General features: G+C 42.5%; 11 protein-coding genes and 1 tRNA gene. 1 reads left to right on the forward strand and 11 read right to left on the reverse strand.

The window, feature by feature from the left end:
* Window positions 1–5: 5 nt before the first annotated feature.
* The 10 genes from nsrR to tsaE form a co-directional block, all read right to left on the reverse strand.
* The gene (gene nsrR, locus ACIPUA_RS17325; protein WP_004907407.1) at window positions 6–428 is read right to left on the reverse strand and encodes a nitric oxide-sensing transcriptional repressor NsrR; all 423 of its coding nucleotides are present in this window, start codon (window positions 426–428) and stop codon (window positions 6–8) included.
* A 366-nt stretch (window positions 429–794) separates the two neighbouring features.
* The gene (locus ACIPUA_RS17330) at window positions 795–2,096 is read right to left on the reverse strand and encodes an adenylosuccinate synthase (RefSeq protein ID WP_042845810.1); all 1,302 of its coding nucleotides are present in this window, start codon (window positions 2,094–2,096) and stop codon (window positions 795–797) included.
* A 280-nt stretch (window positions 2,097–2,376) separates the two neighbouring features.
* Window positions 2,377–3,378: a protease modulator HflC gene (gene hflC / locus ACIPUA_RS17335; protein WP_042845811.1), complete on the reverse strand. Its 1,002-nt coding sequence runs from the start codon at window positions 3,376–3,378 to the stop codon at window positions 2,377–2,379.
* Window positions 3,379–3,380: 2 nt separating this feature from the next.
* Complete coding sequence (gene hflK / locus ACIPUA_RS17340) at window positions 3,381–4,583, reverse strand: FtsH protease activity modulator HflK (protein WP_042845813.1); 1,203 nt, start codon at window positions 4,581–4,583, stop codon at window positions 3,381–3,383.
* Window positions 4,584–4,667: 84 nt separating this feature from the next.
* Window positions 4,668–5,948, reverse strand: coding sequence for a ribosome rescue GTPase HflX (gene hflX / locus ACIPUA_RS17345; RefSeq protein ID WP_042845815.1), 1,281 nt, complete (start codon window positions 5,946–5,948; stop codon window positions 4,668–4,670).
* Between the two features lie 92 nt (window positions 5,949–6,040).
* Window positions 6,041–6,340 (reverse strand): RNA chaperone Hfq, encoded by a 300-nt coding sequence (hfq, locus tag ACIPUA_RS17350; protein ID WP_042845817.1) that lies wholly within the window; start codon window positions 6,338–6,340, stop codon window positions 6,041–6,043.
* 106 nt (window positions 6,341–6,446) lie between these two features.
* A complete protein-coding gene (gene miaA, locus ACIPUA_RS17355; protein ID WP_129466640.1) occupies window positions 6,447–7,388 on the reverse strand; it encodes a tRNA (adenosine(37)-N6)-dimethylallyltransferase MiaA in 942 nt (313 codons plus the stop codon).
* On the reverse strand, window positions 7,381–9,342 hold the full coding sequence (mutL, locus tag ACIPUA_RS17360) for a DNA mismatch repair endonuclease MutL (RefSeq protein ID WP_449059907.1): 1,962 nt from the start codon (window positions 9,340–9,342) through the stop codon (window positions 7,381–7,383). The genes miaA and mutL overlap by 8 nt, the downstream gene beginning before the upstream one ends.
* A gap of 13 nt (window positions 9,343–9,355) precedes the next feature.
* On the reverse strand, window positions 9,356–10,642 hold the full coding sequence (gene amiB, locus ACIPUA_RS17365) for an N-acetylmuramoyl-L-alanine amidase AmiB (RefSeq protein WP_042845820.1): 1,287 nt from the start codon (window positions 10,640–10,642) through the stop codon (window positions 9,356–9,358).
* A 14-nt stretch (window positions 10,643–10,656) separates the two neighbouring features.
* Window positions 10,657–11,121, reverse strand: coding sequence for a tRNA (adenosine(37)-N6)-threonylcarbamoyltransferase complex ATPase subunit type 1 TsaE (tsaE, locus tag ACIPUA_RS17370; protein ID WP_042845821.1), 465 nt, complete (start codon window positions 11,119–11,121; stop codon window positions 10,657–10,659).
* A 293-nt stretch (window positions 11,122–11,414) separates the two neighbouring features.
* Here tsaE and queG point away from each other — a divergent pair, with 293 nt between their 5' ends.
* On the forward strand, window positions 11,415–12,596 hold the full coding sequence (gene queG, locus ACIPUA_RS17375; protein WP_042845822.1) for a tRNA epoxyqueuosine(34) reductase QueG: 1,182 nt from the start codon (window positions 11,415–11,417) through the stop codon (window positions 12,594–12,596).
* Window positions 12,597–13,281: 685 nt separating this feature from the next.
* Here the strand turns inward: queG and ACIPUA_RS17380 are convergent.
* Window positions 13,282–13,357, reverse strand: a tRNA-Gly gene (locus ACIPUA_RS17380).
* Window positions 13,358–13,391: the final 34 nt, after the last annotated feature.

The following is a 13,391-nucleotide window of genomic DNA, read 5'->3' on the forward strand; positions in this document are numbered from 1 at the left end:
GAATATTAATCAAGCAGTAATTGATAGAGCGGGCTGTTATCTTTTACCATGTCCGCCAGCGTATATTGATCAAGTTCTTGTAAAAACTGCTGTATTGCTTGGTGTAATACACCTTTCAAACGACACGCAGGTGTTATGTGGCAAAATTCACCACTACAATTAACAAGTGTTAGGGGCTCTAATGCCCTAACCACATCCCCTATACGAATAGATTCAGCTGGTTGCCCAAGTGTAATCCCGCCATTTTTACCTCGGGTGGCTTTTATATAACCTAGGTGACTGAGTTGATTAATAATTTTCACCATATGGTTACGAGATACACCATAAACTTCGGTGACCTCTGTAATACTGGTCATCTTCCCCTCACCGAGAGAAGCCAGATAAATCAGAGCTCGTAATCCATAGTCTGTAAAACTCGTTAGTTGCACAATCACCTCAAAATTTTGGCTTTAACGCATTTGGCCACAAAGCGATTAGTCTAAAAAAGCTTTTGGCCTAAAAAATGTGACTTACCTTAAAATGCATATTTTCTATTTTACTCCCAGAAACGTTACTTTCTGCATAAAATAGAGCACGTAAGTAAATTATATAGACTTAAATACAGTTTAGCGTATTACCCAAATCAAATATGCACTTAATTGCACAAAATACATACAGAAGATTCAATTTTATCAATCATTATGCGGATATTATGTGAAATTTGGAATGCTTTATCAAAGAAGATACATCACAAGGCAGGAAATGTGGATAAGGCAGTAAAAAAACAGCGCCTGTATTAGGCGCTGTCAGTGTTATTACTCAACGTCAAATGGGTCACGTAAGATCATTGTTTCTGAACGATCTGGACCGGTTGAAATAATATCAACTGGAATACCGGTTAAGTCTTCAACACGTTTAATGTAATTCAAAGCAGCTTGTGGCAGTAATTCTCTTTGTTTCACACCAAAAGTTGTTTCTTTCCAACCCGGCATTGATTCATAAACTGGCTCTAAACCATCCCACTCGTCTGCCGCCAAAGGCGTAGTTTCAAGTATTTGGCCATCTGGACGACGGTAACCGACACAAAGTTTAACTTCTTCTAAACCGTCTAACACGTCCAGTTTAGTCATACAGAAGCCTGACAATGAGTTGATCTGTACCGCACGGTTAATAGCAACGATATCTAACCAACCTGTACGACGTTTACGACCTGTAGTCGCACCAAATTCTTGGCCTTTCTCACGCAGGAAGTCACCCACTTCATCAAATAGTTCAGTTGGGAATGGACCAGCACCAACACGTGTAGAGTAAGCTTTAATGATACCCAGTACGTAGTTAACATAGCGCGGACCTAAGCCTGAACCTGTCGCAACACCACCAGCCGTTGTATTTGAAGACGTCACATAAGGGTAAGTACCGTGGTCGATATCCAGTAATGTACCTTGCGCACCTTCAAACATCACTAATTCATTCTTCTGATTGGCTTTATAGAGCAGATCAGAAACATCAATTACCATGCCAGTCAAGATGTCAGCAACAGCCATAATATCATCTAACGTTTTCTGGTAATCAACAGCAGGTTCTTTATAGTAATGAACCAGTTGGAAATTATGATATTCAACGATTTCTTTTAATTTTTCTGCAAACGTTGCTTTATCAAACAAATCACCAACACGTAAACCGCGACGTGCAACTTTATCTTCATAAGCAGGACCAATACCACGACCCGTTGTACCGATCGCTTTAGAACCGCGTGCTTTTTCGCGCGCATTATCTAATGCAATATGATAAGGCAGGATCAGTGGGCAGGCTTCAGAAAGACGTAAGCGTTCTCGAACAGGAACACCGCGGTCTTCCAATTCTTTCATTTCTTTCATTAATGCATCTGGCGCTAGAACTACACCATTAGCAATAATACTGATGACATTTTCACGAAGAATACCGGATGGAATTAAGTGGAGAACGGTTTTTTCACCGTTTACAACAAGAGTATGGCCAGCATTATGGCCGCCCTGATAGCGAACTACATATTTAGCACGCTCTGTCAGCAAGTCAACGATCTTGCCCTTCCCTTCGTCACCCCATTGGGTGCCCAGTACGACAACGTTCTTACCCATTTTGAAATACACTCGGTTGCTTAAAAATGAATTCTACCATCAAAAATGAACTGTTCCAGTGATATTTTGGCATTACAAAAATTTTTTTCTGGAAAGCAAGTAAAATGGTATTTTTATTTCTGCCGTAAACTCAAAGTGAATATCATCAGTTGAGCAGCTTAAATTTTCCCTGAAAAATCCTACACTTAAAACGACAGGCGAAAAAAAGCCCACCGAAGCGGGCTTTTCTTTAATAGCTTAACAGTTATTTTGCTAGGTTGCACGCAACTTAGCTTATTTATTAATCTGTCGCGCGAAGCTTAGTAGGTGCTTTCATAAAGCGGAAGAAATCGGTATCAGGACTCATTACCATCACGTCTTCACCACTCTTGAAGCTTTGCTCATAAGCACGCAAGCTACGAATAAATGCATAGAACTCTGGGTCTTGGTTGAATGCATCAGCAAACAGTTTCGTTGCCATTGCATCGCCTTCACCTCGATAAGTCAGAGCAGTACGTTCAGCTTCTGCTAGGGTTTCAGTTACAGTTTTATCTGCAACTGCACGAATTTTAGTCGCTTCTTCCTGGCCTTGTGAACGATGCTGACGAGCTACCGCTTCACGCTCTGCACGCATACGAGCATAGATAGCTTCAGAAACTTCATTTGGCAGTTCAATACGTTTAATACGTACGTCAACGACTTCAATACCTAATGCAGCCATACTATTTGCATTAACAACCAGTGGCTTCAGGTTAGTTTCTTCTTCTACACGTTTTGCTGCATCAGCAATCGCTGCATCCGCATCTTTCGTTGCTTCGTCTGTAGCAGAACCTTTATTCAGTGCATCACGGACATCAATAGTTAAACGACCACGAGAGTCTGTAATGATATCTTTAACGCTTAAACGACCAAACTCAGAACGTAAACGGTCACTAAACTTACGTTTTAATAGTGTTTCTGCTTGATATGGGTTACCGCCACCCGTCGCTACATAGTAACGGCTGAAATCAGTAACGCGCCATTTCAGGTATGAATCCACCATTAAATCTTTGTTTTCACTCGTCAAATAACGGTCAGCTTGAATTTCCAGCGTCTGAATACGTGCGTCTAACATTTTAACCGTTTCAATAAATGGCACTTTAAAATGTAGACCCGGCTCATAAATGATCGGCTTGTTTTCAGAGTCACGCAGAACCTTACCAAAACGCAAAACAATACCGCGATCCGTTTGAGGCACAATAAAGATAGATGCGTATGCAACTGCCAAAATGGCAATAACGATAACAATTAGCGATTTACGCATGATTATTGTCTCCCTACTCTAACTGCATCACCACGGACAGCGTTATTTGGCTGCGTAGAAGTTGCGCCTGAAGATGACGAATTATTACTTGGTGTCGTCATTCTTGCTGATGGAGCCACTTTTGGTGCTTGTGCTGCATTACCATTACGCATAATTTGATCAAGCGGCAGAACTAGCATGCTGTTGCTCTTATCATTCGCGATGATTTTACGTGTATTGCTCAGAACTCGTTCCATCGTATCAATATAGAGACGCTCACGAGTTATCTCTGGCGCAGCACGATATTCAGGTAACATTTTGGCAAAGCTTGCCACCTCACCCTCTGCTTTGAAGACCACACTCGCTTTATAAGCTTCTGCTTCTTCAATCAGCTTTTGAGCATTACCTTTTGCCAATGGAAGAACTTCATTTCGATAAGCATGAGCTTCACGAATTGTTTTTTGTTCTTCTTCCCTTGCTGCAATTACGTCATCAAAGGCTGCTTTAACATCCTCTGGTGGACGCGCGGCTTGGAAGTTGACATCGAGTAATGTGATACCCATTTTGTATGGTGCGATTGTTGCTTCGAGCTCTTTTTGTGTGACATCACGGATAAAAGCACGATTCGTAGTCAGTACTTGCTCCATCGCAGACTGACCAATAACACCACGCACTGCGCTATCTAACGCCTGACGTAAACTGTTGTCTGGGTTCGTTACACTAAATAAATATTGTGCTGGGTCGGTAACACGATACTGAACGTTCATTTCAACGCGGATCACGTTTTCATCTGATGTTAACATCATGCCATTTGTAGCTTGTTCACGAACAGTTTCTACGTTAACAGGTATAACCCTATCAATAAACGTAGGTTTCCAGTTCAAACCAGGCCCAACAATGCCACTATATTCACCAAAACGTAAAACTACACCACGGTCACTTTCTTTAATGGTGTAGAAACCTGAGCCGGCCCATACAACAACGATGGCAGCAAGAGCTAACATACCTAAACGGCCACTAATTGGTGATGATTGTTTGTTATCACCATCACCGCCACCGCTGCCTTTATTTCCACCAAGCTTACTGCCTAGTTTACGAAAGAGATCGTCGAGATCATAAGCCCCACGTTTCCGACCACCTTTGTTCCCGCCAGAGTTGCCGCCTTTATTGCCGCTTCCCCACGGATCGCGGTCTTGTCCGTCATTACCGGGCTGATTCCACGCCATGTTTTAGCTCCATTCTTTATGATTGATTTTCAGGGCTAAGAGCGATAGGGCTCTTAATATCAATTCCATTGCCTAACTATACAATTATATAACGTAGTCAGGTAATTGCTGCTCTTGTTTGCATAGACGTCGCCAATCCACCATTGGCATACGCACCTCAAGGCCGATTGAGCCGTCCTCTTCCAACCACTCACGTTCGATAGATTGGAGTTGATAAAAACGGCTTCGCAAACGACCTTCATTAGGTGGTAAACGCAATTCAACATGTGCGATCTCACCTGAAAGACGTTCCGTCAATGCTTGTAACAGCAACGGGATACCATCACCCGTTTGTGCTGAGACCCAGACACGAACAGGTTTGTTATCCTCATCTCTGTCGATACGCGGGATAAAATCTTCCAGCATATCCACTTTGTTCATCACTAAAAGTACGGGTATTTCATCCGCTTCTATTTCTTCCAACACGCTTTCAACCGCATGGATATTTTCATCCAAACGATTATCTGCTGCATCGATAACGTGCAGCAATAACGTTGCTTCACGTGTTTCTTGCAGGGTTGCTTTAAATGCCGCAACCAAATCATGTGGTAAATGACGGATAAAACCCACAGTATCTGCAAGAACCACGGCGCCAACATCTTCTACATCAATACGGCGAAGCGTTGGGTCAAGTGTTGCAAATAGCTGATCAGCAGCATAAACATCCGCGGCCGTCATACGGTTAAACAGGCTGGATTTACCTGCGTTGGTATAACCCACAAGGGATATAGTTGGAATATCCGCCTTGCTTCTCGCTTGACGCCCTTGTTCACGCTGTTTTTCCACCCGGCTAAGACGAGATAAAATTTGTTTGATTTTGTCCCGTAATAACCGCCGGTCTGTCTCAAGTTGAGTTTCACCGGGACCACGTAAGCCAATCCCGCCTTTTTGTCGCTCAAGATGCGTCCATCCTCTCACTAAACGAGTCGATAAATGCCGTAATTGAGCCAATTCAACTTGAAGTTTACCTTCGTGCGTGCGTGCGCGTTGAGCAAAAATATCTAAAATTACCCCTGTACGGTCAACCACCTTACATTGGCAAATCCTTTCGAGATTACGTTCTTGAGCAGGGCTTAGAGTATGATTAAACAACACCACATCTGCACCACTTTCCTCAACGGCTTGGGCTATTTCTTCTGCTTTTCCTTCACCAACAAAAAACTTTGGATGAGGAGCTTTACGACTGCCCGTAACTATTTGTACTGGCTTTACCCCAGCAGATGTCACAAGTGACTCGAATTCTGCCAGATTATCAACGTCTTTTTCTTGAGAAAAAAAGACATGGACTAATACCGCTAGTTCACCGCCTTCATACCTATCAAACAAGGTGTAACCTCTTAGGCTAAACAATAATTGCAAAGGAAAAACATAGGTATAGTCTCCCTACCCATGCTTTCCTTGTCTTTTAGCGTACAAACTTACTCAGTTACTTCGCCATCTTGCGCTGCCGGAGCACCTGAATGGTAATTACCATTACCAGTACCAGTGCTGCCACCAGTACCGCTATGGTGGGAGACAGGGCGAGCAGGGACAACAGTAGAGATAGCGTGTTTATAAACCATCTGACTAACTGTGTTTTTTAATAAAATGACAAATTGGTCAAAAGATTCAATTTGCCCCTGCAATTTGATGCCATTAACGAGATAAATAGAGACCGGAACCCTTTCACGACGTAATGCGTTCAGGAACGGATCTTGCAAAGATTGCCCCTTAGCCATTCTATGTTTTCCTTATTTTGTTGTTTTTAAAAGAGAATCTTTAAGATTCCAAAATTAACTACTCAAAAATTGCGCTTAACGTTCTAATTGTACACAAACATCAGTCCTATGCACATACAACCTGCATAACTGTGTCAAGCGCTTGCTGAGGTTGTTCACTATCTAACCAGTGAATATTTTCCCAGCCTCTTAACCAGGTAATCTGGCGTTTTGCCAATTGGCGAGTTGCACAGACCCCCCGATAAATCATTTCATCATGGCTAATTTCGCCATCTAAGTATGACCACATTTGCCGGTACCCCACACAACGAATTGAAGGGAGATCGACATGTAAGTCACCTCGTTGATAAAGCGCTCGCACTTCATCTTCAAAGCCCGCGTTTATCATCTGATGAAAACGTTGTTCTATACGCTCATGTAAAATTTTACGATCTTGTGGCGCAATAGCAAACTGAAACACATTATAAGGCAATTCTTCACCGGCTGTTTGTGTCATTTCAGTCAAAGTTTGTCCCGAAATGAGATATACCTCTAAAGCACGGGATAATCTTTGTGGATCATTAGGGTGGATCCTTGCTGCCGCAACCGGGTCCACCTCAGCCAAACGACGGTGAATTTCATCCCACCCTTGTTTTTGTGCAATTTGTTCGATTTCTGAGCGGACAGCAGGATCTGCAGAAGGTAATGGTGAAAGCCCTTCCAACAATGCTTTGAAATACAGCATCGTACCGCCTACTAATAATGGGATTTTACCTTGTGCTGTAATTTCCCCCATTACATTTAATGCGTCACGGCGAAAGTCGGCAGCACTATACGGGAGAGCTGGATCGAGAATATCAATCAAACGGTGGGGAGCTTGGCTGAGTTCTTCTGCCGTTGGTTTTGCTGTACCAATATCCATTCCACGGTAAATTAATGCCGAATCGACACTAATTATTTCCACAGGCAGATGCTTGCGAAGTTCTATCGCTAAAGCGGTTTTACCTGAGGCCGTTGGACCCATTAAGAATATTGCATCAGGTTTTTTCTGAGTTACTAAATCACTCATTTGTTAGTGTAGCTACCACGGATTGTAAATTAATTAATTGTAATAATGTTGATGGAGGATTTCTCACCCACTGCGGACAAACCCGCTCAACATCAGCCAGCAACTGGACAGCCTGAGCTAAACTCCAGCTTTCATCTGGTTTCACCTGTGAAATCGCTTTAGCGAGCCATTGTGCGATATCTTCATCGGTTACGCTTTCTTTTGTCGATAAAAAACCGAGCAAGTCAGAAAAAAGCTGTGATAAATTTTGTGTTCTTAGTGGTAACGATACCGTATGAATTGTTACTTTTCCATGAAATATCGTGGCTTCGATACCAAATATTGTCAATTGTTCCTTGTACCGCTGTAAAACCTCTATTTCATCACTTTTAAGTGACAATTTTAGAGGGATTAACAATGGTTGAGGCTTTAAACCACCTTCCGCAGGTGACAATTGCGCAAGTTTCAATAAATAATTAGCTTCCGTTAAGGATAGCAGGATTAACCCTAATGAAGACTCAATTAATGCAAAGTTTTTTGCGTAAATTGTCAATACTTTGCCAAAAAAGTAGTCATCCGCATTTTTTGCTACAGATTGTGACGTAACTTGCGGGTTATCTATAGTTTGCCTTTCTGGAAATAGCGTTTTTTTATCTTCAGGGGCAACAGGGATCGACATTAAGCTCTGGTAAAGGCTACCTGCTTTTTTGTCGTAGGCCGGTGCGAGGTTTTTTGATTCTGTCTTTATGGCCCCTGAATATGTCGCTTTTGGCTGTGATAGCAAAGGCTCTGCAACTTGCTTTTCCCTGCTCTCCTTTTCGTACGACTCGTACGACGGTTTCAGTGGCTCCCGAGCGTCATGTTCAGTTTCAGCAAGCTTCGTTGAAGAAGATACAGAAGAAAAATAATTATCCCCTGCTGAGGTACGGTTTTCAAATTCTGCATTTGCAGGTTCAATACCAGGCAATTCACCAATTGATGCTGCTTCTAGTAGTACAGTACGAACAGCCTGATAAATAAAATCATGGACTAAGCGAGCCTGATGGAAACGCACTTCATGTTTTGCCGGATGCACATTAACATCAACCTGTTTCGGGTCAATGGTCAAATAAAGGACATAGGCAGGCTGCTGGTTTTCTTCTAAATGCCCTTCATAAGCTTGACGTATTGCATGATTAATCAGCCGGTCACGCATCATTCTACCGTTCACATAACAATATTGTGCTTCACTAACTGGCATATTCGATGGTGAAACCACCCAGCCTTTAATAGCAAGGTCACTATGTTCCCAAGATAAGCTCAATGCGCCTTGCATAAAAGCGGTACCACAGATGGTACCAAGCCGCCTTTCTTGTTGAGTTTCATCATGGGCAGCACGATATTGCTTCACCAATTTGCCATTGTGCGTCAGGTTAATAGCAACATCAGGGCGAGATAACGCAATACGACGAACAACTTCATCGATATGGCCAAATTCCGTTTTTTCTGTACGCATAAATTTGCGCCGTGCTGGCGTGTTATAGAATAAATCTAACACCTCAACGGTTGTGCCATTTGGGTGGGCCGCGGGCTTAACTAACACTTCCATATCCCGACCTTCAGCGTAAGACTGCCATGCTTCTGTTTGATCTGCTGGTTTTGATGTTAAGGTCAAACGTGAAACCGAGCTAATACTGGCAAGAGCCTCCCCTCTGAACCCCATACTCATAATCGCTTCAAGGTCATCTAACGTTGCGATTTTACTGGTTGCATGACGTGCTAAAGCGAGGATCAGCTCATCTTTGCTAATCCCACAGCCATTATCACGGATGCGGATCAGTTTCTCTCCCCCACGTTCAATATCGATATCAACCCGTGTAGCCCCAGCATCAAGGCTATTCTCAACAAGCTCTTTCACTACTGAGGCAGGCCTTTCAACCACTTCACCTGCGGCAATTTGGTTTGCGAGTTGAGGAGAGAGAATGTGTATTGCCATGACCCAAAACCCCTTAGCGTGGTGCCGCTTGTATTGGATTCGCAAGGAAATATTGGCGTAACCCTAAATGAATAGCTTCAGCAACTTTGTCTTGATATTCATTGGATTTCAACAATTGCTCTTCAGCTGTATTACTGATAAACCCTGTCTCAACTAAAATTGATGGAATGTCAGGAGAGCGAAGTACACCAAGGCTTGCATGTTCTGGTGTTTTTTTATGAATATTGCCAACTTTCCGTAGTTGTTCGATAACTTTAACCGCAACATCATAACCAACTCGTTGGGAATGACCAAATTGCAGGTCTAAAACCGCTTGGCTTAAGTAAGGATCAGCACCACTAAGCGCATCACCTGCCCCACCTAATAGTTCCGATTGTTTCTCACGTTGCTCTAACCAGCTACCTAATTCACTGTTTGCACGCCGGTTAGATAATACCCATACAGAAGCCCCACGAGCACGGCTATTCGGCGCAGAATCGGCATGTATAGACACTAACATGTTAGCGCTTTTTTTACGTGCAACCTCAGAGCGACCGCTGACTGAAATAAAGTAGTCGCCATCACGCGTCATTGCGGGCTTGAACATTGGGTCCGCCTCAAGGCGCTGATATAACTTGCGTGCAACACTGAGCGTAACATCTTTCTCTCTGTAACCATTTTTACCAATTGCCCCGGGGTCCTTTCCTCCGTGCCCTGCATCAATCGCAATTACAACTTGTTTAGAGCCTTTTGGCAGTTGCTTATTATTTACGGGAACAGGTGTTGCAACAGGGGCTGGCTTATTCATTTTTAATGGTTTATCCGACGCACTATTTGCCACTGGAGCCGCTGCACTACTCGTCCGATTTAGTGATGCCGAATTTGCTGAATTACCGGTATAAATGGTAAATATTAATTGGTATTGGCCAGAAACTTGCTTAAGTTGCACTTTAGTTTTTGCAGCCCGAGACAACTCCAAGACGACCCTTTTATGTTGATTATCTGACGGTTGGCTCGAGCGCACCAATTTAACTAAATCACCCGCGGGGACTTTAAGGGGGAGCCCAATGATCTCACCCCGTTGTTTTAGATCAATAACAAGGCGCTCAGGTGAATGCAATGGAAAATACGAGTAATCAGGCTTACCATCGGTAAAGCTTAGGGTCACTTCTGCCTGTGATGGGCTATTACTGACTTGAATATTAGACAACGTCGCTGCCTGTGCTTTCGCAACAAACAACCACACTATCGATAACATAAACAGGAAGAAAACAGTAAAAAAACCCTTTTTTGTTATTTTATGTATTGATGCATTCAACATGAGCAATAGCTTCCTTAAAGTAGGGATAATGCTTCTAACAACGACTCCCCATTTGCAGACAAAGCAATAAAGTGAGCCTGACGCCCTTCACCTTGATAGGTTAGATGGAGCTCAAGATCCGCTTCAGGCAAAAAACCTTTACCTTGCTGCGGCCATTCAACCAAACAGATCGAATTTTCAGAAAAATAATCACGGATCCCCATGAATTCAAGTTCTTCGGGATCGGCTAAGCGATAAAGGTCAAAGTGAAAAACCTGACGACCCGCTAATTCATATGGCTCAACCAATGTATAAGTTGGGCTTTTTACATGACCTTGATGACCAAGAGCCTGCAAGAAACCACGGCTGAAGGTTGTTTTCCCTGCCCCAAGATCTCCAAACAAGTGGATCACGGTATTTTGCTGGCAAGCTTTAGCGATAGTGCAACCTAGCGCAACAGTTTGCTCTTCGTTGGCAAGTTGTATTGTACGTTCTTTCATATTGTTCTTTGATTACGTCATTAGTGAACTATCTAGCCTGTTTAGGCCTAAGATCTTTTGCATTATTGTTCATCGCGCAATAATGGATAACAGATATAACAATTAATATCATTATTACTGCTTATCTTAACCCAAGCCGGGCCATTTTTCTTAATTAACATGACTTGAATGATGAGATCAGAAATATCCTATAATAGTTCTAAATTATTGAGGCATTTTTTTCCTGTATTTTGATGAAAAACACAGGACATGATAGAGTGCCTGCCGTTTTAACCTTTACCATAATAGGATCTATGGCGACATACCTCGATCTCAATCTTCTGGCCCAGAATATCAAACAATGGGGCATTGAAGCGGGCTTCCAACAGGTGGGGATCTGCGATACAGATCTATCTGAAGAAGAACCCAAGCTGCAAGCATGGTTAGACAAACAATACCATGGAGAAATGGAATGGATGAACCGCCACGGTATGATGCGTGCTAGACCTCATGAATTACACCCCGGCACATTACGCGTCATCAGTGTACGCATGAACTACCTTCCAGCCAAAGCCGCATTTGCCAGTACACTGAATAACCCAGAGCTAGGCTATATTAGCCGTTATGCTCTTGGCCGTGACTATCATAAGCTATTGAAAAAACGTTTAAAAGTACTTTCTGACCGTATTTTAGCCTATTGTCGCGAATTTGATGGGATGATGCTAGCAAATGGTATCCATGTTGACGACCTTAACTTTAGGCCTTTTGTCGATTCAGCACCTATCTTAGAGCGTCCCCTTGCCGTTAAAGCAGGCTTAGGCTGGACAGGGAAACATTCTCTCGTATTAAATCGTGAGGCAGGGTCTTGGTTTTTTCTAGGCGAGTTATTGATTAACTTACCAGTGCCTATTGATCAACCTATCGAAGAGGGTTGCGGGCGCTGTGTGGCTTGTATGACGACCTGCCCCACTGGCGCGATTGTCGAACCTTATACCGTAGATGCAAGGCGTTGCATTTCTTACCTTACTATCGAGTTAGATAGCGCTATTCCTGAAGAATTTAGGCCATTAATGGGAAATCGCATCTATGGTTGTGATGACTGCCAATTGATTTGCCCATGGAACCGTTTTTCACAGCTTACCGATGAAGAAGATTTCAGCCCGAGACGAGCGTTGCACACCCCTGAACTTCTTGAGCTTTTTTCATGGACAGAAGATAAATTTTTAACGTTGACAGAAGGATCGGCGATCCGCAGAATTGGTTATATCAAATGGTTACGCAATATTAGCGTAGCATTAGGTAATGCCCCCTACCAAGATAACATTGTACTTGCCTTACAAAACCGTTTAGGGATCAACGGGATGCTGGATGAACACTTCCACTGGGCAATCCAACAGCAGCTCAATCGACGCAACGAAAATCAAGTAACAATTCAAACTTCACAACAAAAGCGTCTTGTACGCGCCATTACTAAAGGTTTGCCTAGAGACGCCTAAAAAAAGCGCGGCTATATATTCAAAAAAAAGAATTGTCAAACAGATGTGAATAAAATAAAAAAAGGCTTAGCTACCAATAGGTAAAGAATTTGCAAGTCGTGCTCAACACATTTTAGAAAAATATATCCCACCACTAAAAATCAATGGGTTACAAAAGAGTAATTAACAAGTCATATCTTGATAATGTAAACAAAAACAACCTATCATTCTGTGGATAACTCTGTGCAATAAGTTATTTCAAACGACAATAATCGTCCATTAAGATTGGCGAGGCTGTGGATAACTTTTCAATGAGGTAATAAGAGAAAAAAACTGATTTTACGTTGATTAATCGATATAAAGTGACTAAAAGACCAAGTTACCATGAAAAAAGAGTAAAACCCGGTAAAAAATAATTTTTTGTCTAATAGGCTAACCTAACCACTTTTAAATAAAACACCAAATAGAACACCCTATTAGCAAGGGGTGGCTATTCTATGGCGACCGGATGATGAATGCAAGTAAAAATCGGAATAAGATCTGGAAAAGATCGTTTAAGCCGCGTCGATCCTAGCTTGTAGAAATTATATGTACCAAAAAGCAGTCGATCGTCAGAATTTATAACGATACGTGATTTCACTTAGATTTAAGTGTGAGTAAATAATACGAAAGAGTAATAAGAGAAAATAATACGATAAGAAAATATTGGAGCGGGAAACGAGACTCGAACTCGCGACCCCGACCTTGGCAAGGTCGTGCTCTACCAACTGAGCTATTCCCGCATTTGGTGGGTATTGCTATCACTAAAACACTAAG

This window comes from Providencia sp. AGC89 (assembly GCF_053543535.1).

Coding starts and splice junctions, on each gene's coding strand:
- ACIPUA_RS17330 (WP_042845810.1), bottom strand. CDS start 2,096: ATGGGTAAGAACGTTGTCGTACTGGGCACCCAATGGGGTGACGAAGGG.
- hflC (WP_042845811.1), bottom strand. CDS start 3,378: ATGCGTAAATCGCTAATTGTTATCGTTATTGCCATTTTGGCAGTTGCA.
- hflK (WP_042845813.1), bottom strand. CDS start 4,583: ATGGCGTGGAATCAGCCCGGTAATGACGGACAAGACCGCGATCCGTGG.
- hfq (WP_042845817.1), bottom strand. CDS start 6,340: ATGGCTAAGGGGCAATCTTTGCAAGATCCGTTCCTGAACGCATTACGT.
- miaA (WP_129466640.1), bottom strand. CDS start 7,388: ATGAGTGATTTAGTAACTCAGAAAAAACCTGATGCAATATTCTTAATG.
- mutL (WP_449059907.1), bottom strand. CDS start 9,342: ATGGCAATACACATTCTCTCTCCTCAACTCGCAAACCAAATTGCCGCA.
- amiB (WP_042845820.1), bottom strand. CDS start 10,642: ATGTTGAATGCATCAATACATAAAATAACAAAAAAGGGTTTTTTTACT.
- tsaE (WP_042845821.1), bottom strand. CDS start 11,121: ATGAAAGAACGTACAATACAACTTGCCAACGAAGAGCAAACTGTTGCG.
- queG (WP_042845822.1), top strand. CDS start 11,415: ATGGCGACATACCTCGATCTCAATCTTCTGGCCCAGAATATCAAACAA.